Consider the following 24141-nt stretch of genomic DNA (forward strand, 5'->3'; position numbering starts at 1 on the left):
AATAAAAGAGATAAAAGGAGACTGCGCGATTCAGACAACTATTTAATAATAAAAAGGTATAGCAAGGTAGCCTATGACTTGTGCCAAGATAAATACTGAACCACTGCTCATCCATATCATTGATGATGAAGAGAGCGTGCGTACCTCCTGTGAATTTTTACTCAGTAGTTTGGGCTTATCGAGCCAAACTTGGGCTAGCGCCGTAGATTTTTTGGCGGCAGTGGATATTTATAGCCCTGCGGTGGTAATTAGTGATTTGAATTTACCTCATATGACAGGGCAAGCGCTGCAAGCTCATCTAAATGAGCATAATAGTCCAATAGCGCTGATTGCTTTGACCGGAAATGGTGAGATTAGCGATGCGGTTAAGATGCTAAAACAAGGAGCGGTAGATTATCTAGAAAAGCCCATTAGTAGTCAGCGCTTACAAGAAGCTATGCGCTCCGCTAAGCAGCTGACTAGTAAGCGCGCCAAACTTCATGATATTGCTAAGTTGTATGAGCAGCTCACTGATAAAGAGAAAGAAGTCGCTAGTAAGCTGATGCAGGGTAAGCTAAATAAAGTTATAGCCGATCATTTAGAGGTGTCAATGCGTACCGTAGAGGTACATCGCTCGCAAGTTATGAAAAAGATGCAGGCTCAGCATATTAGTGAACTCATTCAAAAATTGGCTTTATTAAAAAATTAACTAGATTAAAAAGCAGTTAAAGCGTCAAGGCTAATAGACAAAAACGCCTACTATTAAGTAGACGTTTATAGGTTTAACACCCATAAAATAATTAACTCAAACCAGCAGTTAACTCAAAATCAGACTATCATCATCAATCTTTTCACCGCGGGTGCGCTCAAACATATCGAGTAAATCATGTACCGTCATACCTTGACGCTTTTCGCCTGCGACATCTAATACCACTTGTCCTTGATGCAGCATGACTGTACGCGTGCCATGAGCAAGGGCTTGTTGCATAGAGTGGGTGACCATCATGGTGGTCAGATTATTATCCGTGACGATTTTGTCGGTCAGCTCTAATACGAAAGCAGCGGTTTTTGGATCGAGCGCCGCGGTATGCTCATCGAGTAGCAGGATTTTAGAAGGCTGCAAGGAGGCCATAAGCAAGCTGACCGCTTGGCGTTGACCCCCTGATAATAGCCCCATACGGTCAGTGAGTCGATTCTCAAGCCCTAATTTCAACACCGATAGCTTTTCTCTAAACAGCTCGCGATTATTGTGATTCAAAGCGAAGCTTAAGCCGCGCTTACCACCGCGCTTAAAAGCTAAAGCCATGTTCTCCTCGATAGTCAGCGCTTCACAAGTGCCCGCCATCGGGTCTTGGAATACTCGTGCTACCCAGTGCGCGCGCTGATGTGCTGACTTCTTGGTGACATCGATACCGTTAAGTAAAATCGAACCACTATCGACCCGAGTCGTACCACTGACCGCATTCAAAAAGGTCGATTTGCCCGCGCCATTGGTACCGATGACCGTCACAAACTCGCCATCTGCGATATTGAGATTGATCCCGCGAAGAGCAGGGTTTTCAATAGGAGTGCCTGGATTGAAGGTCAGACGTAAATCATTGGCTTGCATCATAACGTGATTGCCTATATTGCTAGGTTTATAGTCTGCTCGCTTTAAGCTCTGACTCTACGCGATAAAAACTTGGTTTTTGCTTTAGGTAGTACTAGCGCTAAAACGACTAGCAGTGCTGTGATCAAATTCAGATCTTGCGGGCCAAAACCTATACTGCGTAAGGTGTCGCTCGATAAGGCCACTTGAATAAAGAGCTTATAGAGTACCGCGCCGATAATGACAGCTAAAGTAATGAGCCAAATACGCTTAGCGGGAATAATGGTCTCACCGATGATTACTGCTGCCAAACCGATGACGATGGTACCGATACCGATAGAGATATCCGCGCCGCCCTGCGTTTGCACAAATAACGCCCCAGCTAAAGCAATCAAGCCGTTAGAGATCGCCATACCGATGATAGTCATCCATGAGGTATTGATACCTTGAGCTTGTGCCATCCGCAAGTTAGACCCTGTCGCACGCATCGATAGACCAGACTCAGTGCTATAAAACCAGTCCAAAAATAGCTTGGCTAGTATCACCACGACACCGATAATTAAGCAGCGCATCCAAAAGCCATTATCGTTCGTGACCAGTGAGCTAAAGACAGTAGTCTCACCTAAGAGTGGCAGGTTAGGCGCGCCCATAATACGCAGGTTAACAGAATACAGCGCCACCATCACTAGGATACTCGCAAGTAGCTGTAAAATGCCAAGCTTGACATGTAACCAAGCAGTGACTACACCTGCAACTGAACCTGCGAGCATACCAAAGGCGCAAGCGAGCCAAGGGTTGATACCTGCAACGATGGATACGCCAGCAACCGCGCCGCCTAAAGGAAAGCTACCATCAGCGGTCAAGTCAGGAAAGTCTAAGGTTCTAAAGGATATTAAGACGCCGAGGGCGACCAGACCATAGATGAGACCACTCTCAAGCGCACCAAAAAAAGCAATTAAAGACATAAGTAATCAGTAAGTCATAACCAAGTGCTACCTGAATTCAGTAGCGACTAAGCGGTGGGTTAAACAGATTATGCAATCTGCGATTAGGGTGAACCAAAGCGTGTATTCGCTAAGAGATAACAGGCTTTTATTGTATAGTTTTATAGACAATATCAAAAATAGACAGTATCAAAAACAAGCCCAGTCTATAAAGGGATAGCTGGGCTGTCTCTATGCTTAGCGAGCAGCAAAATAAGCTTATTCTACCACTTCTTCCGCGTCATCGATAACCGCTTGCGGCAAAGTAATGCCTTGCTCTTCAGCATTTTTTGGGCTGACATAAAGGTTTAAGTTTTGCGGCGTATAAACCGGAATAGCGCCAGGATTTTCACCATTTAAGATACGCGCGACGATTTTACCCGTTTCACGGCCCAAGCTGTAGTAATCCACACCTAAGGCAGCGATAGCACCGCGTTCAACGGAGCTGGTATCAGAGGCAATTAATGGAATCTTACTTTCTTTAGCGACTTGATATAGCGCTTCATAAGCTGAGACGACATTGTTATCCGTTGAGGTATAGATCATATCGACCTTACCTTCAAGGCTGCGCGCCGCCATAGCAATATCATTACTGCGCGCTGCAGGCGCTTCTAGGACATTAATGCCCATTGGCGAGAGCTTTTCTTTGAGATTTTTTAGGGTGATAGTCGAGTTGACTTCACCTGGACTATAGACATAGCCGACGTTCTTTAGGCTTGGAATTATTTGGCGCATTAGCTCAATTTGCGGCTCATAAGGAAGCGCATCAGAGCCGCCGGTGACGTTCGTACCTGAGCCATCAAGTTTGGAGACGAGCTTTGCTTCTACAGGATCCGTCACCGCAGAGAACACCAGCGGAATAGTGCTAGTCGCTGCTGCTACCGACTGCGCTGACGGGGTGCCGATTGCGACAATGACATCGGCTTCATCAGCGACGAACTGCTTGGCAATCTGGCCAGCAGTTGCGGTATTACCTTGCGCGCTTTGGAAGTTTAGCGTCAAGTTTTCACCGTCATTAAAACCTTGCTCGGCCAGCTCATCAACTACGCCTTTACGTACATCATCTAGCGCAGGATGTTCAACAATAGCGGTAATAGAGACCTCTTTCATCTCGGTGGCGACTTCACCACCAGCCGCACCATCGATAGTGTCCGGATCATCGTTTGGCGATTGATTACAGCCGGTCAAAATAGCGGTACAAACACTGCCTACCATTAAGGCTTTGGTAAAGCTAAAACGGCTAGCTCGATTCTGATATAACATAGGTCTTACTCCTAAAGATAAAATGTGTCCATACAACCAGTAAAGGTAGATAGGGTCATAATCGGTAGTTATTAGCAAATCCTTTACTAATCCCTATACTCAGCTTAATAATAATGCTTCAATTTATTTCTTTATCGTCATTGTACTAGGATCACTGATCATCGACATTGATAGCGTCTTTCAGTACTTCGTCAGATAAAGTCACGCCTTGCGCTTGCGCATGTTTAGGACTGACATATAAAGTCAGGTCATTCATCACTTGTGGTTTTACCGTTGTGACCGCTTCATCGTTTAATACTCGATAGACCATCTGACCAGTAACGCGGCCAAAGTCATAATCATTGACCCCAAGCGCGGCAGTAGCTCCGCGTCTGACGCTAAATTCATCAGAGGCGATCACTGGGATTTTGAGCTCGTTTGCTGCGCTTGCCATCGCCTCAAACGCTGAGACAACATTGTTATCGAGCGAGGTATATATCACATCGGCGCGACCGTCTAGGCTACGAGTAGCCATCGCCACGTCAGTCGGGCGGTTGGCGGTCAGATCCAAAATTTCGAGCCCACGGGCAGGGGCGGCCGCTTTGAGCTGATTGAGCACAGTGACTGAGTTCGCCTCGCCAGGACTATAAACATAGCCAATAGTTTTGGCTTTAGGTGCAATTTTTTGAATGAGATCTAGCTGTGGCTCGATAGGCAGCTGGCTTGACAAGCCAGTGACATTATCCTGAAAAGGAACGTTGTTCTCATCGATAAGCTTGGCAGCTAATGGGTCAGAGATAGCGGTATAAATAACGGGAACCTGAGTCGTGGAAGCGACAACAGACTGTGCCGATGGCGTTGAGATGGCGACAATCGCATCTGGCAAATCACCGGCAAACTGTTTAGCAATCTGTCCGGCAGTGGCGAGATTACCTTGCGCGCTTTGAAAGTTGACCGTTAGGTTTTGGCCTTCCACATAGCCATTATCTGCTAGCTCCTCTAACATCCCTCGTCTGATCTCATCCAATGAAGGATGCTCAACGATTTGCGTGATGGCGAGAGTCTTGGCAGGTTTTTCGCTGTTGGTAGCCGCATCATCGGTCGTGGTTTCAGTAGTTGAGTTTGAGCAACCTACTAAGCCAAACATACTGATGGCACTGAGAGCAGCTCCGCATAGGCTTAGGCGTAGAGGGGTAGCAATAGTCATTATCAAATTAACTCTTCGGTTGGAAAATGCAAGTCAGCTCGTTAACTTAACTATAGCGACACTGTTAGTGCTCGCCTACAGCTGACTGAGATGGCATAGAGGGTTCATAAATATAAGTGGTTATATTATGACAGTAATGTAACGATTCGCAATAAAAAATTAGTCAATAAGTTTTATAAGTTCAAAAAAATGCTAAAACTATCATTCGGTAAGTCGCACGTTTCAGTGGTTTTATAGCTCAGTACTATTAAACGTCAATAACTTTGAACAAAAAATCAGCTTTAAGGTTAAATGCTAGGATCATAAAAAAGATGCCAAGCTAGGCACCTTTTCTATACTTATCTATACTTAGTGTTTATAAGACACAATGTTTATGAACTTATAAATTTAAAAAACTGAGTGAGTTTAAAACACTAAGCGAGTACATCACCAACGACGCAATCATCTGGCAAAGTAACCACTGTCAGCCCGGTTTTAGGATTGCCAGTCGAGAGTACCATGCCTTCTGATATTCCAAATTTCATTTTACGCGGTGCAAGATTGGTCACGCAAATCACTTTTTTATTCAATAATTGCTCAGGCTCATAAAACTTGCGTATACCGCTAAAGACGTTGCGTGGTTTGTCTTCGCCCACATCGAGCGTGAACTGCAGTAGCTTGTCTGCGCCTTCGACATAGTTGCATTCTAAAACGTGCGCCACTTTCATCTCAACTTTGCTAAAGTCCTCGATACCGATATAATCATCTTGCTCAGCGCTATTATCATTCCCATCTGTAGCGGCTGCTTCCTGCTCTTGCGAATCGCCCAATGATGCTTTTGAGGCTTCTACCATAGCGGCGACATCTTTTTCTTCGATACGCTGCATCAGCGGTTTGAACTTATTAATTTGATGACCCAGCAACCACTCATTACGGCTATGAAAGCTCAAATCATCTATATTCAAAAATGCTTTGGCGTTATTGGTCAGCTCTGGCAATACCGGCGCGAGATAAACCATCAATTGACGGAAGATATTAATCGCCACCGAGCAGACGTCTTGCACTTCTTGCTCGGTGCCTTCCTGCTTAGCGAGTGACCAAGGTTTTTTCTCATCGATATACTCGTTGGCTTTGTCTGCGCACTGCATAATCAGACGCATCGCGCGTGAGAACTCACGATTCTCGTATGCCGCAGCGATCTCATCACCGGTCTTGGTGATATCTTCTAATAGTTTTGGCTCCGCGCAAACCTCAGTGAGCATACCATCGTATTTCTTCACTAAAAACCCAGCGCTACGACTCGCGATATTGACTACTTTACCGACTAAGTCGGAGTTGACCTTTTGCATAAAGTCTTCAAGATCTAGGTTAATATCTTCCACTTTATCCGATAGCTTACTGGCAAAGTAATAGCGCAAGTACTCAGGATGCAAATGCTCAGCGTAAGTCTCAGCCTTGATAAAGGTGCCGCGCGACTTACTCATCTTCTCACCATTGACCATCAAAAAGCCATGCGCATAGACGCCAGTCGGGGTACGGAATTCGCTACCCGCGAGCATCGCCGGCCAAAACAGCGCATGGAAATAAACGATGTCTTTACCAATGAAGTGATAAACTTCCGTTTTATGCTCATTCTCCGCCGCCCAGTAGCGATCAAAATCTAGCGCGTTGTCCGTACCTGCGCGCTGATCACAAAGGTTTTGAAAGCTGGCCATATAGCCGACAGGCGCATCAAGCCAAACATAAAAGTACTTATCCGGCTCGCCCTCAGGGGTATCCGGTATCTTAAATCCAAAGTAGGGCGCGTCACGCGAGATATCCCAGCTGGCAAGACCAGCATCGAACCATTCTTGTAGTTTATTGGCGACTGAGGGCTGTAGACGCTTATCACTCCGCGTCCAATCTTTTAAGAACTGCTCAAACCCTGGCAAGTCAAAAAAGTAATGCTTAGAGACTTTAAGAACTGGCGTAGCATCGGATAGAGTCGAGCGCGGGTTTTTGAGCTCAGTGGCATCATAAGTAGTGCCACAAACTTCACAATTATCACCGTATTGATCGGACGATCCGCATTCAGGACACTCGCCTTTGACAAACCTATCGGCCAAAAATAGCTGCTTTTCAGGATCGAATAATTGCTCGACATCACGGGTTGAGATGTGACCGGCACTATTGAGACGACGATAAATCAGCTCTGAATAGTGCTTATTCTCAGAGGAGTGAGTGCTGTGATAGTTATCAAACTCGATCAAAAACTTAGCAAAGTCAGCTTCGTGCGAGGCTTTGACCGAAGCGATCTGTTCCTCTGGCGTGATACCGTTATCTTCAGCCTTTAGCATAATAGCCGTACCATGAGCATCATCGGCGCAAACATAAGTGACTTGATGGCCTTGCGCCTTCATCGCCCGCGCCCAAATGTCAGTTTGGATATATTCTACGAGATGGCCTAAATGAATATAGCCATTGGCATAAGGTAGGGCACTAGTTACTAAAATTTCACGCACTTTTATCACCTTTGTTATTCGATATAAATGGGTTGGTTATCTCACGGCTCGACTTTTCAAGCTTTATAGCTATCCACTATAATAATGAGATTTTTCTAAATTGAAAATTTTGTCTATGATACCGTAAATCTATCATTTATGTGATAGTGCTTAGTAATTATCTAAACAACGGCGGTTCATCACACGTTGGTTGATGGCGCTCAGTCTTAGCTATAGTTTAATCCACCCTTATAACGATTAAAGCCTACTTAGTACTTTACTAAGTAGGCTGATAGTGTCAGGACAGTTTTTTTCTATTTTATACAAAATAGCGTTAAAACGAGCCGAATAATGTCCCCAAGATAATAATAGAGACGACTGCTGTCAGCGGTATAATCATAGTCACCATAGCGATATTGAGATAAGACTGTTTATGAGTCAAACCACAAATCGCAAGCAAAGTGATGACCGCGCCGCTATGCGGTAGCGTATCAAGACCGCCAGCTGCCATCACCGCCACTCGGTGCATCAGCTCAGGATCGATGCCAGCTGCTACTGCCATCTGTAAATAATCCTCGCCTAAAGTCGATAGTGCGATACTCAAACCGCCAGATGAGGAGCCGGTGATACCAGCGAGCGTCGTCATAGCAACGGCCTCTGAAATCAGGGGATTATCCGGGCTTAAATTAAGGATACTATCGCGGATGATAAGGAATCCGGCGAGTGAAGCAATCACGGCACCATAACCGACTTCTGAAGCGGTATTAAAGATAGGTAACATTGAGTCGTAAGTACCGCGGTTGATGGTTTTTTGTAGATCATTCCAGTGACCTATACGCAATACAATCAATACTAAACAAGCGATCACTAACGAGATGATGATCGACCAAAGCCCTAATGAACCGGCGATGTTTAGATCAGGGAACTGCGCTTGGATAGCCTCGAAATTCATCGAAGGAAAAATAGCATAAGTTAAGATAGCGTTAAGCCCAATCACTAATACTAGCGGTATCATTGCCACGGTAAAAGAGGTCTGATGCGTACTGCGCGCCTCAAGGGTGCTGGCTAGATTGCTCTGAGCGACATTGGTTTGAGCGCTATGACTTGCAGGGTCGTCTTTAGAAACGGCTACTTTTTTGGCATCAATACCACCAACGCCGATATCTTCATCATCATGCTGACCGTAGCCTTCACCCGCCGCATTGGCTTTTTTAGCCCGCGACTGCAACCACCACCAGCCCAGTACAAACATAATCGTACCGCCGATGATACCTAATACAGGGGCGGCAAAGACGTTGGTATTGTAATAAGGAATTGGAATCGCGTTTTGAATGGCAGGAGTGCCTGGTAGGGCAGTCATAGTAAAAGTAAAAGAGCCTAAAGCAATAGCGGCAGGAATCAGACGTTTAGGGATATCCGCGGCTTTGAATAAATCTTTGGCAATAGGATAGATAGCAAACGCCACCACAAACAAAGAGACGCCGCCATAAGTCAAAATAGCGCAGACTAAGATCACCGCAAGAATGGCTTTACTAGCGCCCAGCTTTCTAACCACCGTATCAGCAATCGCTGTCGCTGCTCCTGAGTCAGCCATCAAACGCCCAAACAGCGCCCCTAATAAGAATATCGGAAAGAATTTGAGCAAAAACCCACTCAAAGCGCCCATAAACACATCAGTGTAAGCTGGAATACTACTTAGAAAGTCACCGGATAATAGGACGGCTAAGGTCGCCATAATCGGTGCCAAAATCAATACTGAATATCCTCGATAAGCGAAGAACATCAGTAGTAGCAAGGTAATAACAATAGCAAAGGTACTAAACATAACAGCCTCTCCTTGGCATAAAAAATAATGAGTAAGATATACTCACTGCTAACTGAAATAATTACTTAATAAAGATAGAGTAAAAAAGCGAACTAGAGGCAACGAGCTATGACTTAGTACTGCTAACGGTATGAATGACTGCAACTAATTATCACGGCTTTGGGTTTTTCTCTAGGCTCTATCAAAATATTATGCTAAGTTAGCATAATCTTTTAAAATAAGATATAACGATATGATACGTATCTTTTTAGATAAATACGCTTGCCGTTTAACTTTCAACGATAAGTCTATGAATTTTAAAATAAAAAAATGCGTAAGCGATTATCGGAAATAAATGATAAAAAACAGCTTAAAGGAGATAAGCATGAGTCAATCAAAAGTATATAACAGTGCTAAGAGCGCTCTAAGAGATATCGTCAAGGACGGTCAAACCCTTGCTATTGGTGGCTTCGGGCTATGCGGAATACCTGAGGCATTAATCGCCGCGCTACGTGATAGCGGCGTCAAAGACTTAACTTGCATCAGTAATAACGCAGGCGTCGATGATTTTGGTCTAGGGCTGCTGCTACAAACGCGGCAAATTAAAAAAATGATCTCATCCTACGTGGGCGAAAATAAAGAATTTGAGCGTCAATACTTAGCAGGCGAGCTGGAAGTTGAGCTGACCCCGCAAGGAACGCTGGCCGAAAAGCTCCGTGCAGGTGGCGCCGGTATTCCAGCATTTTATACAGCGACTGGTGTCGGCACTTTAGTCGCAGAAGGTAAGGAAACGCGAGAGTTCGATGGTCGTACTTACGTGCTTGAGCATTCTTTAACTGCTGATGTGTCCTTAATCAAGGCGCAAAAAGCTGACAAAGCCGGCAATCTGATCTTTAATAAAACGGCACGTAACTTCAATCCAGATTGTGCGATGGCAGGCAAAGTCACTATTGCGGAAGTCGAAGAGATCGTTGAAACCGGCGCGCTTGATCCTGATGAAATTCATCTGCCGGGCATTTTTGTGCAGCGTATTATCCTCAATAGCACGCCTGAAAAGCGCATCGAAAAAACTACTATCAAAGCGGCTGAGAGCGCTTAAATAAGCACTTTAAAGCAACTTTAAATAGCAGTAGCTTAAAAAAAGCAACTTTGAAAAAGTAATTTAAAAAAAGCAATCTAAAAAGGAGTACGACATGGCATGGACAAGAGAACAGATGGCACAGCGAGCAGCGCAAGAGCTAAAAGATGGTTACTACGTCAATCTCGGCATCGGCCTACCAACTTTAGTAGCGAATTATATTCCTGAGGGTATGGATGTTTGGCTACAGTCTGAGAATGGCTTACTAGGTATTGGCGAGTTTCCAACCGAAAACAACGTCGATGCAGATTTAATCAATGCCGGCAAGCAAACAGTCACAGCAGCTACTGGCGCAAGCTATTTTGGTAGCTCTGACTCCTTTGCGATGATACGCGGCGGGCATGTCAATCTTGCCATACTAGGTGCTATGGAAGTCTCAGAGCAAGGTGATCTTGCTAATTGGATGATCCCCAAAAAGATGGTCAAAGGTATGGGCGGCGCGATGGATTTGGTTGCCGGCGTACAGCGGGTGATTGTGCTGATGGAACAAGTCAATAAACATGGCGACCCTAAGATTTTATCTGAGTGCCAACTGCCTTTGACCGGTAAAGGTGTGGTCGATCGCATTATTACTGAGCTTGCGGTATTAGATGTCACTGATGATGGCTTAAAGCTGGTTGAGCTGGCCGATGGCGTCAGCTTTGCTGAGCTGCAAGAAAAGACGCCAGTGACTGTTATTCAATAGATATCAATCAATAGCTATAACCCAGTAACTATTACTCAGTAATTAAAAATAGTATTTAATAACAAAGGATGTGGTATGGCAACGCAGTTACAACAGGATTTGAGCGCTAAAGTGGCATTAGTGACCGGCTCAGCTAGTGGTATCGGCCGAGATATTGCAGAAACTTATGCCAAGGCAGGCGCGGCTGTCGGTATTGCCGATATCGATCTTGACGCCGCCCAGCGAACGGTCGATGCGATCAAAGCGGCAGGCGGCAGAGCGCTGGCTATTGAGATGGACGTGACGTCACAGTCCGGCGTAAATGCTGGCGTACAACAACTAGTAGATACTTTTGGTAGTATCGATATTTTGGTCTCTAACGCTGGTATTCAAATCATCGACCCCATCAATAACATGGCGTTTGAAGATTGGAAAAAAATGCTCGCTATTCACTTGGATGGTGCGTTTTTGACCACTAAGGCTGCCATTCAGCACATGTACAAAGACGATAAAGGCGGCACCGTTATCTATATGGGTTCCGTACACTCGCACGAAGCTTCATTATATAAAGCCCCTTATGTCACTGCTAAGCATGGCTTGCTGGGACTTTGCCGCGTACTGGCAAAAGAGGGCGCGGAACATAATGTGCGCGCGCATGTGATTTGCCCAGGATTTGTCAAAACACCGTTAGTCGAAAAACAAATCCCGCAGCAAGCGGCTGAAAAGGACATTAGTGAAGCTGAAGTGGTCAACGATATTATGCTCGTTAATACGGTGGATAAAGAGTTTACGACTGTCGATGATATCGCACAGTTAGCGCTATTTTTAGCGGCGTTTCCAACCAATGTATTTACCGGCCAGTCCATCGTCGCCAGTCACGGCTGGTTTATGAATTGAGGGTTTATGCTATCGCCTCTTGATTTAACCGTCATGCGCTTGCTAATAAAAGGGTAATCTATTAGCATCTAATACCTATTCATTGGAGCCAATACTATTCATACTATTGGCTCTTTTTTGTGATGGTTAAGCGCATCGTTTAGGCTGCTTGGAGTAGAGTAATGCATAATGAAGCTTTTGCGTTAAAGATAAGTAGTGCTATTGATCAACAACAATACGATAAAGCAGCCGATCAGGTTGAAGCGCTACGTCCTATTGATATCGCGGACATACTCGCGTTAATCAATCCTAGTTCTGCTTGGCAGCTACTTGAGCGCTTACCAAATCGCTCGACGATTTTTTCGTATCTCGACGCTGATGCTCAGGTTGCTATGGCGCTCAAACTGCCTCGAGAGCAGATGGCAAAGCTCGTTGGCGAGATGCCAGCGGATGAGCGCACCGATCTCTATAAGCGCCTCAATCAGCAGCAGCGAGACGCCTTGCTTCCGGCTTTAGCACAAGCGCAGCGAGAGGATATTCGTAGGCTTGCCGCTTATGCGGAGCGGACCGCTGGCGCATTGATGACCTCAGATTATGCCACTTTAAGCGCGCAGATGACGGTTAAAGAAGCGCTAGAAGCGCTACGCTTAGAAGCACCTGATGCCGAGACGATTTATCATGCTTATGTCATCGATCAGGAGCGCCGGCTGCAAGGGGTAGTATCCTTGCGGGTGCTCATATTAGCAGCACCTGAGCAGCTCATCTGTGATCTGATGGTGACGGGTCCAGTGTCTTGTAACGTCAATGATGACCAAGAAGATGTCGCAAAAGCAGTTGCTCGTTATGATTTGATTGCCTTGCCTATTATCGACGATATGGGCGCATTAGTCGGTATTGTCACTCATGATGATGCGATGGACGTAGCAAGCGATGAGGCCACTGACGACTTCCATAAGTCTGGCGGTGTTTCAACCATGGTAGGGCGTTTAAAAGACGCGAGCATCACCATCTTATATCGCAAGCGCGTCTTTTGGCTAGTTTTCTTAATATTTGGTAATCTATTATCAGGATTTAGTATTGCCAATTTTGAAGATGTCATTGCTGCAAACTTAGTCTTAGTCTTTTTCTTGCCCTTACTTGTCGATAGCGGCGGTAACGCTGGCTCGCAGTCAGCGACTCTAATGGTGCGAGCCTTAGCGACGGGCGATGTAGTGATGCGCGACTGGTTTACACTGTTAGGCCGAGAAGCCTTAGTCGCTTTATTACTTGGTGCTACGATGGCGGCTGCAGTTGCGGTTATCGGTTATATTCGCGGCGATGCTATCGTCTCCTTAGTGCTAGCACTGAGTATGGTTTCGGTGGTGCTAATCGGTAGTGTGATCGGGATGAGTTTGCCCTTTGTGCTTAATAAGCTTGGCTTTGACCCCGCGACGGCGAGCGCCCCTTTGATTACCTCGATAAGCGATGCCTCAGGCGTCCTGATTTATTTATTTATCGCATCGAAGTTTTTGACTATCGGCTAGGATATGCCCTAATGATAACGTTATAATAACGATAAATACGGATAATAATGATAAAGGCTACTATGTTTAATTTTATGAAAAAAAAGACCAAACCCGAAACTCCTGAGCAGCAAGCGCAGCGCGATAGCGCGGTTGACAAGGCGCTGCTGAGCTACCATGTCGGTGATGTGAGCATCGCGACTATGGTGACTGGCCTTGAGCGTAATGATAATGAACTCACTTTAGACTTGCGTTTGCCGCACAGTAGCGATCCTGAGGCGATTCAACAAGAGCTTGGGCAACTATTACGGCCTCACGGCATAGAGGTCATTCATATGAATGTACGCTTGCCTGCGCCGCCTAAAGTCTCTAGCGCAAGCCTACCTAAATCAACAGCTACTTCTATGCCAAAAACTACCGATGCAATGGCGAGCAGCACACAGCCACAGACCGCTAGCGGCGATTCAGAGGTGCCTATCAGCAAAGCTGCTCCCACCCAAGCGTCTTTAGCTGCGCATCCGCGCATTCGTCACATTATCGTCATAGCTTCTGGTAAAGGCGGCGTCGGTAAATCGACAACGACAGTCAATATCGCCCTAGCATTGCAGAAACTAGGTCATAAGGTTGGGGTACTTGATGCCGATATTTATGGCCCTAGTATGCCAACGATGCTTGGCGTTGCCGATGTTAAGCCTGAGCTTGAAAACGAGCAGTTCGTTCCAGTTGAAGCGCGCGGCTTAGCAATGCTTTCTATCGGTAGCTTACTCGATGGCGATAATACGCCAGTGGCTTGGCGTGGTCCCAAAGCGACAGGCGCATTAATGCAGCTGTATAATCAAACCAATTGGCCGCAACTCGATTATCTGGTTATCGATATGCCACCAGGAACCGGAGATATTCAGCTCACGCTTGCCCAGCGTATTCCGGTTACAGGTGCGGTGATTGTCACTACTCCGCAGCATGTCGCACTGCTTGATGCACAAAAAGGTATTGAGATGTTCAACAAAACCAATATTCCAGTCTTGGGTGTGGTTGAAAACATGGCGCTACACACGTGTAGCAACTGTCAGCATACCGAAGCCATCTTTGGTACAGGCGGCGGAGAGATGATCGCTGAGCAGTATCAGGTACCGCTATTGGGACAGCTGCCACTGGCTAGTGGTATTCGCGCGCAAGTGGATAAAGGTGAGCCAAGTGTGCTTGCAGAGGATGAGTTTGCGACTTACTATATAAATATTGCTAAAAACATCGAAGCCAATATTGATAAATTTGCTAAGCCTGTCGATGATAAGCGGATATTTTAGTAAAAATAGCCTAAGCTCAGATAGAGTTTAAAGCACTTTTATTTTAAAAAGAGAATTTTATGAACGTATCCGTTTATCAAAATCATTTAAAGGGTGCGCCCAAGCAGTATAAGTTGTTAAAAATGCTGCGTCCGCCCGTGTATGAGATTGAATTATCAAATAACCAATTGATTGGCGTTTGCTACTATAAAGATGGCAGTAGCAAGCGCTATCAGGTTAATGCTAACTTTAGTAACCGCCGCATGGTGATTGCCGATTTCTTGCCAGTAGTAGAGGCGATGGCGGCTTTACTGTTAAAATTTCCCAAACATCCTTTTGGGACAAATGGTTTTGCCGTAGCAAATGTCACCGAGGAGCTGGCCGATGGACTAACTGCGATAGAGGTTAAAGCTATTAGAGAAGCCATTTGGGCGGCATCAAGGCAGTCAAAAAGAGCAGTGATAAGTACCGCAGTTAGCTATCAAGGACAGCTATTCTCTCAATAACCTTTGGCTAGGATGCCAGCTAATGAGTCAAAAACGTAACCAACAACACTTGCAACATTCAACCGCCTATTCTAGGCTCGCTCAGCTTGACCAACTTATCCAAAACGGACAACCGCAATTTGGTGTGTTCTCACAAGTGAAGCAAATCAACTATCTAGATTATCATAGCCCGCTAATCTCGCAAAAACCACTATCGAACTGGCGCAAAGATCTTAAGGCCAATCAGTTTTGCTTTATTCAAATCATTGAGCCGCCTTTTAGAGTCTGTTTTGCATTGGCGACGATTAAGATTGCCACTAGTGCCTTTGTTTATATTTATAATGAACAGACTAAGCAGCTAGAGGTTGGTGAAGCGTTGCAGCCAGTCATGCGGCATTCCGCATTCACTGGCGATCATCATCAAGGAAAGATGGTATTTAGTCACGCCAAGCTCAAGTTGACATTAGACTTTGCAGCCAGTCACATCAAGGTCACGCTTGACAGTCAATATTTAGCACTCAATGCTAGTCTGCAACGACAAAACAGTCCATTAGCGATATGTACGCCGACGGGTAGACGCGGTTGGACGTTTACCCAAAAAGAGCCGCTGACTGCCCCAAACGGTGAGATAACTATCAAAGCCGGTACAAAGATGACGGCTGATAGTCAAGCGCAAACCATTGAATTGACTAAGACAACAAGAGCCAATCTAGATTGGACACTTGGCTATATGCGCCATGAAACCAATTGGTTTTGGACGTGTATCAATAGCTACCTCCCAGATGGTCTGCATCTTTTACTGAATCTGTCTATGGGTGTCAACGAAACAGGTATGAGCGAAAATGCCTGCTGGCTTGATGGCGAGATTTTTTATCTACCACCCGTGTTATTTGAGCGTAGAGATAATGAGGATTCGTCTGTAAACACTTGGCACATTTATCATCAAAACTTAGGCTGGAGTAATATTGATATTGATTTAATATTTACGCCCAAAAAAGTTTATAAAAAAACAGATAGCTATGGTGTTGTGGCTAGTATATTTGAGCAGTGGCTTGGGGAGTATAGCGGTGAGATACGTATTGGTGAAGAGGTCATTAAGCTTGATCAGATTATAGGGCTTGCAGAAGATCATTTTGCTAAATGGTAATAATTGGCTAAAGCCGGATGTAGAGAGGATACTTTTATCTAGTGTAAAGCCTATAAATTGACGCCTCAACTGCGTATAATCATCGCTACCGAAATATCTATCATGAACACTATAAACACTGTTAAGGATAAAAATGTCTATCAAATCCGACCGCTGGATACGTGAAATGGCTGAAAACCAGCAGATGATTGAACCTTTTGAAGCCGGTCAAGTGCGCTTCAATGACGAAGGCGAGCGCCTCATCAGCTATGGTACGTCGAGCTACGGTTACGACGTACGCTGTGCCCCTGAGTTCAAAGTATTTACTAACGTACATTCAGTCGTCGTCGATCCTAAAAACTTCGATGAAAAAAGCTTTATCGATATCGTTGGCGATGAATGTATCATTCCGCCCAACTCTTTTGCGCTAGCACGTACTGTGGAGTACTTCCGTATTCCTCGTGATGTGCTGACGATTTGCTTAGGAAAATCGACCTACGCACGCTGCGGTATCATCGTCAATGTCACGCCGCTAGAACCTGAGTGGGAAGGGCATGTGACTTTAGAATTCAGTAATACCACCAATTTGCCAGCGCGTATTTATGCGGGCGAAGGGGTCGCGCAAATGCTGTTCTTCCAAAGCGATGCTGATGATGTCTGCGAGACCAGTTACAAAGATCGCGGCGGTAAATATCAAGGTCAGCGCGGAGTGACCTTGCCTAGGACTTAGTATTAAGTAAAACGAATGCTGAGATAAAAAAACGGAGCCTTATAGATAGGCTCCGTTTTTTTATCATTATAATGCTTTATGTTATACCGATTATTTCAGTACCTTTAAGCCTGCTTTATTATCGCGTTTGGGTCTAGGAGCGGCGGCTTTGGGTTTATTCGATACTGCATTAGCCTCTTCTTCAGGTTCATAGTTATCGTACTCGTTGGGGTCAAAAAACATCCCTTGCGAGTTTTCTTTAGCATAGATACCAAGTACTGCTTGCAAAGGTACCCAAATCTCTTGCGATACCCCGCCAAAACGCGCACTAAAATGAATATAGTCATTCTCCATACTCATATTACCGGTGGCACGACTGGCAATATTGAGGACAATACGTCCATCTTGCACATGTTCTGTTGGAATCTGTACATTTTCAGCCGTTGCATCGACCATTAAGTAAGGGGTTAGCGCATTATCTTCTATCCACTGGTAGATAGCACGTATCATATAAGGGCGCGTTGGGGTAATAGCGATGGGATTATCACTCATTTTTTATTCCTCTACTGATATTTTACAAAATAATATTAACAAGTATTTTCAAGTTATAAAAGTACTGCAATAGTTCAACGGACGCTGGCCTGAAAGCTTTTACGCTCAAACAGCCGCTCTTGATAATCCAATAACGGGCGACTGATAGCGCGTGGTAGCTCGATTTGCATCTCCTCTAATCGCCATAACAGCGGCGCTAATAAGACATCGCACCAGCCAAAACTATCCGCCATAAAGTAAGGCTTATGAGCGAATAGGGGCGCTAAGGTGATTAGCGAGTCGGCTAATTGCTTCTTAGCCAAAGCTGCCTGTGCTTTATTGAAGCTGTCAGGATGCATTAGCAGACGCTTACCTAAGACTAACCAATCGTGTTGGATACGCCAAGCCAATTGTCGAAACTGCGCCCGCTCTTGCGGGGTCTCAGGGAGTAGTTTATTAGCATGATAACGCTCTTCTAGATACTCAAAGATAACGTTGATCTCATATAGCGCAATCTCACGCTGCTGTAGTACTGGCAAAGTATGATAAGGGTTTAGCTCAGTTAAGTCTTCAGGGCGCTCAGAATGCAGGCGCGATAGGTAATACTCTAGCTTTTTTTCTTCCAGCAACAAGCGCACGACATGGCTATCGTAGCCATCATCAGCATACAAAATCAGCTGACTACTGGGAATGTCATTCGCATCAATCATGGCAGCCTAATATTCATTATTAAGGCTGTCATCGTAAACAAACTCACCTTGTTAATCAAGGCAGTAAGCGTAAATGCTAGCCTATTCCAAGCAGTTATATACAATTTATTAGTTGAATAGGTTTAGGGTGCTTTTTAGTGGTTGAGATGTTTAATACTGAAGCCCAAGCTATATGCTGCACAAAAAAAGCACTACCGAAGTAATGCTTTCTTTGTTAAAAATAGCCTACAAGTTAGAACTATTTAACGTCTTTCCAGAACTCTTTGTTGAGTAAGTAGACTGGAATGAGTAGGACTAATAAGAAAAGAATCACAAAGGCACCGATGACACGGCGATCATGGCGAACCGGCTCACCCATCCAAGCCATAAAGTTGACTAAGTCGCCTACTTCAGACTCAAACTCTTCTTGGCTTACGCTTTCTTGCAGATTATGCAAGACGTGAGGCATAGCGGCATTAGCCAATACTAAGTTGTTAGCGCCCCAAGGACGGCTTGGATCTTCATAAAAAGATAACAGGTACGTATAGACCCAATCATCACCGCGTAAACGGTTGACTAGCGATAGATCAGGAGGCGCCGCACCGAACCAAGATGCTTGTAGCTCTGGATCAATCTCAGCATCAATATGATCACCGATTTGATCGGTGGTCACCATCAGATACTTCTCGACTAGCTCAGGTGGAATCTCAAGGTCTTTGGCGATACGCGAATGGCGAACATATTTCGCTGAGTGACACCCAGCACAGTAGTTCATAAACATTTTTGCGCCGTTTTGTAGCGAGCCCTTGTTAGTAAAATCTACAGGAGCGTCGCTACAAGCCAAATGCTCTTCTACGCCTTCAGCATTAACGAAGGTACCGCAGCCACCGCCACCTGCTGCCATAGCGGTGCTAGCAGTCAAGGTCAATACTGCACCTAAGCCCAAACCAGTTAATGATTTTGTTAGGGTTCTCATTAGTGACCTCCGGTAACGCGTTCTGGTGGCTGTTTACACGTCTCAATAGCAGTGTAAAACGGCATTAGTAAGAAGAATAAGAAATACAAGATAGTGAAAACACGCGCCATGATAGTTGCAGTAGGGGTGGCCGGTGTTGCACCTAAATAACCCAATACTACAAAGCTAATAGCAAATATAGTCAATGCAATCTTCGATAAGATACCTTTATAACGAATAGAGCGTACTGGCGATCTATCGAGCCAAGGGATCAAGAATAGCACTGCGATGGCACCGCCCATAGCGATAACCCCGCCAAGCTTATTTGGCACCGCGCGCAAGATAGCGTAGAAAGGCGTGTAGTACCATACTGGCGCAATGTGCTCAGGTGTCTTCAAGGAGTTTGCCGCCTCAAAGTTAGGTGGCTCTAAGAAATAACCACCGCCCTCTGGGAAGAAGAACACCACTGCAAAGAACAGAATAAAGAAGACAACAATGCCAATCATGTCATGCACGGTGTAGTACGGATGGAATTCGATACCATCTAACGGTACGCCATTTTTATCTTTAAGCTTCTTAATATCGATACCATCAGGGTTGTTTGAACCGACGTGATGTAAAGCTACGATATGCATAAATACTAAACCAACTAAGACTAGCGGAATAGCCACAACGTGTAGCGCAAAGAAGCGGTTAAGCGTAATACCTGAGATAATGTAATCACCACGTACCCACTCAGCAAGACCATCACCGATGACCGGCAACGCTGCAGGTAAGTTCAAAATGACCTGAGCACCCCAGAATGACATATTACCCCAAGGCAATAGATACCCGAAGAATCCTTCTGCCATCAAGGCTAAGTAGATACCCATACCGATCAGCCATAGTAGCTCGCGTGGCTTTTGGTATGAGCCGTACAACAAGGCTCTAAACATATGCAAATAGACGACAACGAAGAACGCAGATGCGCCTGTGGAGTGCATATAACGGATGAGCCAACCGCCTTTGACGTCACGCATAATATATTCAACCGAGGCAAACGCGCCTTCAGCACTCGGGTTATACATCATGGTCAGCCAGATACCAGTCACTAATTGGTTAACCAATACCACCATCGACAACACACCAAAAAAATACCAAAAATTGAAGTTTTTTGGTGCATAGTATTTGGACATATGGTATTCATAGGTTTCAGTCGCTGGGAAACGCGAATCCACCCAATGCATTAATTTTTTACCCATACTCATATTAAGCCTCCCCAACTGTCAAGATGGTACCATCCATACTATACTCTGGGATGGGTAAATTCGTTGGTGCCGGTACGCCGCTATAAACGCGACCTGCTAAGTCATATTTGGAACCATGGCAAGGGCAGAAAAAACCGCCGTACCAGTCATTACCGCCTAAGTCAGCTGCGCCAACTTCAGGGCGATAGTTTGGGGCACAGCCCAAATGAGTACAAACGCCTTCAACCACTAATAAACCTGGCTCGATAGAACGAGTTTGGTTCTTGGCATATTCAGGTTGTAGCGATGCGCTTGAGTCGGGATCAGCTAGTAAGGGCTCAACAGGCTCTAAAGTATTCACCATATCTTCAGTACGTTTGACGACATAGATAGGTTTGCCGCGATACTTTACGACAATCATTTGTCCTTCTTCAATAGAACCGATATCTTGGGTAACTGCCGCGCCCGCAGCTTCAGCTTTGGCACTTGGCGTCCAAGAGCGAACAAAAGGGGTGGCTACCGCCGCTACTCCAGCTGCACCAATTACGGCAGTTGAAGCAATCAAAACTCTACGGCGTTGTACATTAACGCCTTCGGCTTGGCTCATTAATACTTCCTCCAGGTGAATGAAATGGGATTATCCCACACTGGGTTTGTGACTTAGAAATATAAAACATCTAGTATTGGTTCATACTATATTGACAATATAAAGAGACAAGCCACATCAGCTATGCCTAATTTTGCTAATTGTTACTATTCTAAGCTATTTTGGTTAAAAAATAAATTGGTACGCCAAAAATAACGCGACCTTTGCGGGCATTATTATTAGCTTTACGCTGTTGAACTTCTTAAGTCATTATCAAAATAATCAGCATCAAATTTGCATCGACTGAACGATAGACGTCATTATAATATTTATATAGCATTTATAATCACTATTGAAAAATATCTATGATCACTAATGAAGGCTCAAAGACTGCTCTGTTTTATAGCAATAAATATCGACTTTTGAGTGACAAGATTACCTTATAAATGATAAGGGTATTTATTTATAAGCGATGATACTTGAAATCAGCCCAATGTTCACTAACTTTCAGCACCTTTACGTAACCGATTCTGCTTAACCTCTCATACATGTCAGCTGCGATGAGAAAATGAGGCAATGAGAGTATGAAAGATACTAAGAGAATGCCTGACTTTTATAATTAATCATTCTCAAGCGCTTCCCAGCGCTCAAGCTTAGTCATCATCTCTTCCTCAATGACCGCTAAGCGCTCACTGGCCACTGTCGCTGCATCAAAATCTTCATTAAACCAAGATCCATCAGCTAGTTTGTCTTGTAGCTGAGCTTGCTCTGCCTCTAGCTTAGTGATTTCTTTTGGTAGCGAGTCAAGCTCGCGCTGTTCATTGAAGCTGAGTTTTTTTTGCGCTTTGTTAGGCTTAGCTGGCGCTGCTGGTTTTTGGTTGGCTTTAGAAGTGCTCGCACTGCTCGGTGTCTTAGCTGCTTGCGCCCGATTCTTTTGAATTAAGTACTCTTGATAGCCGCCGACATATTCATCGACTACGCCATTACCCTCTTCATCGGTATCGAATACCCAAGTAGAAGTGACTACATTATCCATAAACGAGCGATCATGGCTGATGAGTAGTATCGTACCATTGAAGCTACTGACTGACTCTTCTAATAATTCGAGGGTCGCCATGTCCAAATCATTAGTTGGCTCATCGAGCACTAAAATATTAGCCGGCTTTAACAGCTGCTTGGCTAACAATACACGGTTACGCTCGCCACCAGACAAGGCTTTGACAGGGGTACGCGCACGCTCTGGCGCAAATAAGAAGTCTTGCAAATAGCTCATGATGTGCGTCTTACGACCGCCAACTTCGATGAAGTCTGAGCCTTCAGAGACGTTTTGGGCAACGCTAGCTTCTAGATCAAGCTGATCACGCAGTTGATCGAAAAAGGCGATTTGTAGATTCGTCCCTAGCTCCACAGTGCCAGTCTTGGTGACTTCATCGTCAGACATATCGAGTAGGGCTTTGATAAGAGTGGTTTTGCCAGCGCCGTTAGGACCGACGATACCTATCTTGTCGCCGCGCATAATCGTAGTGCTAAAGTTATCCACTAGCACATTGCCATCGTACTCAAGATGTAGGTTTTTGACTTTGCAGACTAATTTACCGCTTTTCTCGCCTGCATCCATAGTGATATTGACGTTACCGACTTGCTCGCGGCGCTGGCTACGCTCTTCTCTTAAGGCTTTTAGATCTCGCACTCGGCCTTCGTTACGCGTACGGCGGGCTTTGATCCCTTGGCGAATCCACACTTCCTCTTGCGCTAATTTTTTATCGAAGTTGGCATTGTTTTTTTCTTCAGCGAGTAATTGCTGCTCTTTTAGTTCCTGATAGCGCGCGTAGCCTTTTGCGCCTTGGGTGACATCATAGCTGGTCAACAGACCACGATCTAATTCGACGATGCGTGTCGCCAGCTTGTTGACAAATGCTCTATCGTGAGTGACAAATAGCAGCGTCAGACCTTGCCAATCTAACAAGAAGCGCTCCAGCCACTCGATACTATCGACATCCAAATGGTTGGTCGGCTCATCAAGCAATAATACGTCAGGCTTAGTGACTAAGGCTCTTGCCAGTAGCACCCGGCGCTTACGACCACCAGATAGCGAGGACAAATCATCGGCCGGATCAAGCCCCATAGTGGTAATCAGCCGCGTCGCTTCACGCTCTAAATCCCAGCCATGTACCGCATCGATATCGTGTTGCAAAGTCGCCATACGCTCGCAAGCATCCATATCACCCTCAGCGCACAAATCGGTTTGCTGATTATAGGCCATTAGCAGATCAGCCGTTTGCCGACTGCCGCCCATGACGATGTCTAGTATACGTCCGGAAGTTTCAGGAACATCCTGCTCAAGCATAGCAACACGTACGCTGCTGTTGATAATGACTTCACCGCTATCAGGCTGCATAGAGCCATTGATGAGCTTGAATAAAGTGGATTTACCTTCGCCATTACGACCGATCAAACAGACGCGTTCGCCTGCCTCAATGCTAAAATCGACGCCGTCAAGGATAGGCGCTACGCCAAACGCGAGGTGGATATTTTTTAGATGTATCAGTGCCATAGATTGTCTTAAGCTTATATATAGTAGAGGAGAATAGGTGATAAAATAGGGCTTAGCTAAGCGGTTAAATACGAGCCACGCTAAATTGTCATCAGTATAACATGACCCTAGATGACTTTAGTGGCTGTAACGCTTTTTTATCGCGGGAACCTTATTACTAAATTATTAACCTTCAATGGATAGGATAGTTATCATGCCACTATATTTGCGCCAGCCATCAGAGGCTACAGAAAACGACTCGCCGACACAGGCTGAACTAAAAGATGAGATGATTGAGCTACAAATGAGTATGGCGCATCTTGAACTCACCGTAGAGCGATTGGACCAAGTGATTACCCGTCAAGATAAAGATATCCAAACGCTACAACGACAGTTGCAGCTTATCTACAACCAAGTACAGAGTCAAAACGAAAGCGACGGCATCGCGCCTTTTGATGTCTTAGCGGATAAGCCTCCACACTATTAAAACAAGTGTCATTCTGCCAAGTAGCAATCTGCGTGCATAACCGCCAGGATAGTCAGAGTCGAAGTGCAAACGCGATTATATGAGTTTTA

The 24141-nt window shown here is 45.1% G+C and carries 22 protein-coding genes; 10 read left to right on the forward strand and 12 right to left on the reverse strand.

Annotated features, from left to right (window positions below; genetic code table 11):
- The first annotated feature begins 73 nt into the window (after positions 1 to 73).
- Positions 74 to 688, forward strand: coding sequence for a response regulator transcription factor (locus tag ACS8FD_RS01915; RefSeq protein ID WP_439274180.1), 615 nt, complete (start codon positions 74 to 76; stop codon positions 686 to 688).
- Positions 689 to 796: 108 nt separating this feature from the next.
- On the opposite strand, the gene ACS8FD_RS01920 is transcribed toward ACS8FD_RS01915, so the two are convergent.
- The 6 genes from ACS8FD_RS01920 to ACS8FD_RS01945 form a co-directional block, all read right to left on the reverse strand.
- Positions 797 to 1591 (reverse strand): ABC transporter ATP-binding protein, encoded by a 795-nt coding sequence (locus ACS8FD_RS01920; RefSeq protein ID WP_439274181.1) that lies wholly within the window; start codon positions 1589 to 1591, stop codon positions 797 to 799.
- Positions 1592 to 1632: 41 nt separating this feature from the next.
- Positions 1633 to 2532: an ABC transporter permease gene (locus tag ACS8FD_RS01925; RefSeq protein ID WP_439274182.1), complete on the reverse strand. Its 900-nt coding sequence runs from the start codon at positions 2530 to 2532 to the stop codon at positions 1633 to 1635.
- Between the two features lie 237 nt (positions 2533 to 2769).
- A complete protein-coding gene (locus ACS8FD_RS01930; RefSeq protein WP_439274183.1) occupies positions 2770 to 3813 on the reverse strand; it encodes an ABC transporter substrate-binding protein in 1044 nt (347 codons plus the stop codon).
- A gap of 151 nt (positions 3814 to 3964) precedes the next feature.
- Positions 3965 to 4939 (reverse strand): ABC transporter substrate-binding protein, encoded by a 975-nt coding sequence (locus tag ACS8FD_RS01935; RefSeq protein WP_439274209.1) that lies wholly within the window; start codon positions 4937 to 4939, stop codon positions 3965 to 3967.
- 473 nt (positions 4940 to 5412) lie between these two features.
- Positions 5413 to 7479 (reverse strand): methionine--tRNA ligase, encoded by a 2067-nt coding sequence (gene metG / locus ACS8FD_RS01940; RefSeq protein WP_439274184.1) that lies wholly within the window; start codon positions 7477 to 7479, stop codon positions 5413 to 5415.
- A gap of 313 nt (positions 7480 to 7792) precedes the next feature.
- Positions 7793 to 9283 (reverse strand): GntP family permease, encoded by a 1491-nt coding sequence (locus ACS8FD_RS01945; RefSeq protein ID WP_439274185.1) that lies wholly within the window; start codon positions 9281 to 9283, stop codon positions 7793 to 7795.
- A gap of 364 nt (positions 9284 to 9647) precedes the next feature.
- On the opposite strand from ACS8FD_RS01945, the gene ACS8FD_RS01950 reads away from it, so the two are divergent.
- The 8 genes from ACS8FD_RS01950 (at position 9648) to dcd (ending at position 17066) form a co-directional block, all read left to right on the forward strand.
- Positions 9648 to 10361, forward strand: coding sequence for a CoA transferase subunit A (locus tag ACS8FD_RS01950; RefSeq protein WP_439274186.1), 714 nt, complete (start codon positions 9648 to 9650; stop codon positions 10359 to 10361).
- Positions 10362 to 10455: 94 nt separating this feature from the next.
- On the forward strand, positions 10456 to 11085 hold the full coding sequence (locus ACS8FD_RS01955; protein ID WP_439274187.1) for a CoA transferase subunit B: 630 nt from the start codon (positions 10456 to 10458) through the stop codon (positions 11083 to 11085).
- A 75-nt stretch (positions 11086 to 11160) separates the two neighbouring features.
- A complete protein-coding gene (locus ACS8FD_RS01960; RefSeq protein ID WP_439274188.1) occupies positions 11161 to 11961 on the forward strand; it encodes a 3-hydroxybutyrate dehydrogenase in 801 nt (266 codons plus the stop codon).
- A gap of 161 nt (positions 11962 to 12122) precedes the next feature.
- Complete coding sequence (gene mgtE, locus ACS8FD_RS01965) at positions 12123 to 13463, forward strand: magnesium transporter (protein ID WP_439274189.1); 1341 nt, start codon at positions 12123 to 12125, stop codon at positions 13461 to 13463.
- A 62-nt stretch (positions 13464 to 13525) separates the two neighbouring features.
- Positions 13526 to 14746 carry an iron-sulfur cluster carrier protein ApbC gene (apbC, locus tag ACS8FD_RS01970; RefSeq protein WP_439274190.1) on the forward strand — a complete coding sequence of 407 codons (1221 nt, stop codon included), beginning with the start codon at positions 13526 to 13528 and terminating at the stop codon, positions 14744 to 14746.
- A gap of 59 nt (positions 14747 to 14805) precedes the next feature.
- Entirely contained in the window at positions 14806 to 15231 is a 426-nt protein-coding gene (locus ACS8FD_RS01975) for a hypothetical protein (RefSeq protein WP_439274192.1), read from the forward strand.
- Positions 15232 to 15253: 22 nt separating this feature from the next.
- Entirely contained in the window at positions 15254 to 16357 is a 1104-nt protein-coding gene (locus ACS8FD_RS01980; protein WP_439274193.1) for a DUF2804 domain-containing protein, read from the forward strand.
- Between the two features lie 133 nt (positions 16358 to 16490).
- Positions 16491 to 17066 carry a dCTP deaminase gene (dcd, locus tag ACS8FD_RS01985; protein WP_439244484.1) on the forward strand — a complete coding sequence of 192 codons (576 nt, stop codon included), beginning with the start codon at positions 16491 to 16493 and terminating at the stop codon, positions 17064 to 17066.
- A 90-nt stretch (positions 17067 to 17156) separates the two neighbouring features.
- Here dcd and ACS8FD_RS01990 read toward each other — a convergent pair whose 3' ends face one another.
- The 6 genes from ACS8FD_RS01990 to ACS8FD_RS02015 all read right to left on the reverse strand — a co-directional run bounded on the left by ACS8FD_RS01990 (position 17157) and on the right by ACS8FD_RS02015 (position 23586).
- A complete protein-coding gene (locus ACS8FD_RS01990) occupies positions 17157 to 17597 on the reverse strand; it encodes a ClpXP protease specificity-enhancing factor (RefSeq protein ID WP_439274194.1) in 441 nt (146 codons plus the stop codon).
- Between the two features lie 74 nt (positions 17598 to 17671).
- The gene (locus tag ACS8FD_RS01995; RefSeq protein WP_439274195.1) at positions 17672 to 18286 is read right to left on the reverse strand and encodes a glutathione S-transferase N-terminal domain-containing protein; all 615 of its coding nucleotides are present in this window, start codon (positions 18284 to 18286) and stop codon (positions 17672 to 17674) included.
- A 238-nt stretch (positions 18287 to 18524) separates the two neighbouring features.
- Positions 18525 to 19241 carry a cytochrome c1 gene (locus tag ACS8FD_RS02000; RefSeq protein WP_439274196.1) on the reverse strand — a complete coding sequence of 239 codons (717 nt, stop codon included), beginning with the start codon at positions 19239 to 19241 and terminating at the stop codon, positions 18525 to 18527.
- Positions 19241 to 20446: a cytochrome b gene (locus ACS8FD_RS02005; RefSeq protein WP_439274210.1), complete on the reverse strand. Its 1206-nt coding sequence runs from the start codon at positions 20444 to 20446 to the stop codon at positions 19241 to 19243. The genes ACS8FD_RS02000 and ACS8FD_RS02005 overlap by 1 nt, the downstream gene beginning before the upstream one ends.
- A 22-nt stretch (positions 20447 to 20468) precedes the next feature.
- Positions 20469 to 21053, reverse strand: a complete 585-nt coding sequence (gene petA / locus ACS8FD_RS02010; protein WP_439274197.1) for a ubiquinol-cytochrome c reductase iron-sulfur subunit — start codon at positions 21051 to 21053, stop codon at positions 20469 to 20471.
- Positions 21054 to 21651: 598 nt separating this feature from the next.
- Positions 21652 to 23586, reverse strand: coding sequence for an ATP-binding cassette domain-containing protein (locus ACS8FD_RS02015; protein ID WP_439274198.1), 1935 nt, complete (start codon positions 23584 to 23586; stop codon positions 21652 to 21654).
- Positions 23587 to 23779: 193 nt separating this feature from the next.
- Between ACS8FD_RS02015 and ACS8FD_RS02020 the strand changes: the two genes are divergently transcribed.
- Positions 23780 to 24052: a SlyX family protein gene (locus ACS8FD_RS02020; RefSeq protein ID WP_439244496.1), complete on the forward strand. Its 273-nt coding sequence runs from the start codon at positions 23780 to 23782 to the stop codon at positions 24050 to 24052.
- Positions 24053 to 24141: the final 89 nt, after the last annotated feature.

It is taken from the genome of Psychrobacter sp. 1U2, assembly GCF_051847575.1.

Excerpts from the sequence above, each read along its gene's own strand:
- ACS8FD_RS01915 (WP_439274180.1), top strand. The coding sequence starts at position 74 with ATGACTTGTGCCAAGATAAATACTGAACCACTGCTCATCCATATCATT.
- ACS8FD_RS01920 (WP_439274181.1), bottom strand. The coding sequence starts at position 1,591 with ATGATGCAAGCCAATGATTTACGTCTGACCTTCAATCCAGGCACTCCT.
- ACS8FD_RS01925 (WP_439274182.1), bottom strand. The coding sequence starts at position 2,532 with ATGTCTTTAATTGCTTTTTTTGGTGCGCTTGAGAGTGGTCTCATCTAT.
- ACS8FD_RS01930 (WP_439274183.1), bottom strand. The coding sequence starts at position 3,813 with ATGTTATATCAGAATCGAGCTAGCCGTTTTAGCTTTACCAAAGCCTTA.
- ACS8FD_RS01935 (WP_439274209.1), bottom strand. The coding sequence starts at position 4,939 with ATGTTTGGCTTAGTAGGTTGCTCAAACTCAACTACTGAAACCACGACC.
- ACS8FD_RS01945 (WP_439274185.1), bottom strand. The coding sequence starts at position 9,283 with ATGTTTAGTACCTTTGCTATTGTTATTACCTTGCTACTACTGATGTTC.
- ACS8FD_RS01950 (WP_439274186.1), top strand. The coding sequence starts at position 9,648 with ATGAGTCAATCAAAAGTATATAACAGTGCTAAGAGCGCTCTAAGAGAT.
- ACS8FD_RS01955 (WP_439274187.1), top strand. The coding sequence starts at position 10,456 with ATGGCATGGACAAGAGAACAGATGGCACAGCGAGCAGCGCAAGAGCTA.
- ACS8FD_RS01960 (WP_439274188.1), top strand. The coding sequence starts at position 11,161 with ATGGCAACGCAGTTACAACAGGATTTGAGCGCTAAAGTGGCATTAGTG.
- mgtE (WP_439274189.1), top strand. The coding sequence starts at position 12,123 with ATGCATAATGAAGCTTTTGCGTTAAAGATAAGTAGTGCTATTGATCAA.
- apbC (WP_439274190.1), top strand. The coding sequence starts at position 13,526 with ATGTTTAATTTTATGAAAAAAAAGACCAAACCCGAAACTCCTGAGCAG.
- ACS8FD_RS01975 (WP_439274192.1), top strand. The coding sequence starts at position 14,806 with ATGAACGTATCCGTTTATCAAAATCATTTAAAGGGTGCGCCCAAGCAG.
- ACS8FD_RS01980 (WP_439274193.1), top strand. The coding sequence starts at position 15,254 with ATGAGTCAAAAACGTAACCAACAACACTTGCAACATTCAACCGCCTAT.
- dcd (WP_439244484.1), top strand. The coding sequence starts at position 16,491 with ATGTCTATCAAATCCGACCGCTGGATACGTGAAATGGCTGAAAACCAG.
- ACS8FD_RS01990 (WP_439274194.1), bottom strand. The coding sequence starts at position 17,597 with ATGAGTGATAATCCCATCGCTATTACCCCAACGCGCCCTTATATGATA.
- ACS8FD_RS01995 (WP_439274195.1), bottom strand. The coding sequence starts at position 18,286 with ATGATTGATGCGAATGACATTCCCAGTAGTCAGCTGATTTTGTATGCT.
- ACS8FD_RS02000 (WP_439274196.1), bottom strand. The coding sequence starts at position 19,241 with ATGAGAACCCTAACAAAATCATTAACTGGTTTGGGCTTAGGTGCAGTA.
- ACS8FD_RS02005 (WP_439274210.1), bottom strand. The coding sequence starts at position 20,446 with ATGCATTGGGTGGATTCGCGTTTCCCAGCGACTGAAACCTATGAATAC.
- petA (WP_439274197.1), bottom strand. The coding sequence starts at position 21,053 with ATGAGCCAAGCCGAAGGCGTTAATGTACAACGCCGTAGAGTTTTGATT.
- ACS8FD_RS02015 (WP_439274198.1), bottom strand. The coding sequence starts at position 23,586 with ATGGCACTGATACATCTAAAAAATATCCACCTCGCGTTTGGCGTAGCG.
- ACS8FD_RS02020 (WP_439244496.1), top strand. The coding sequence starts at position 23,780 with ATGCCACTATATTTGCGCCAGCCATCAGAGGCTACAGAAAACGACTCG.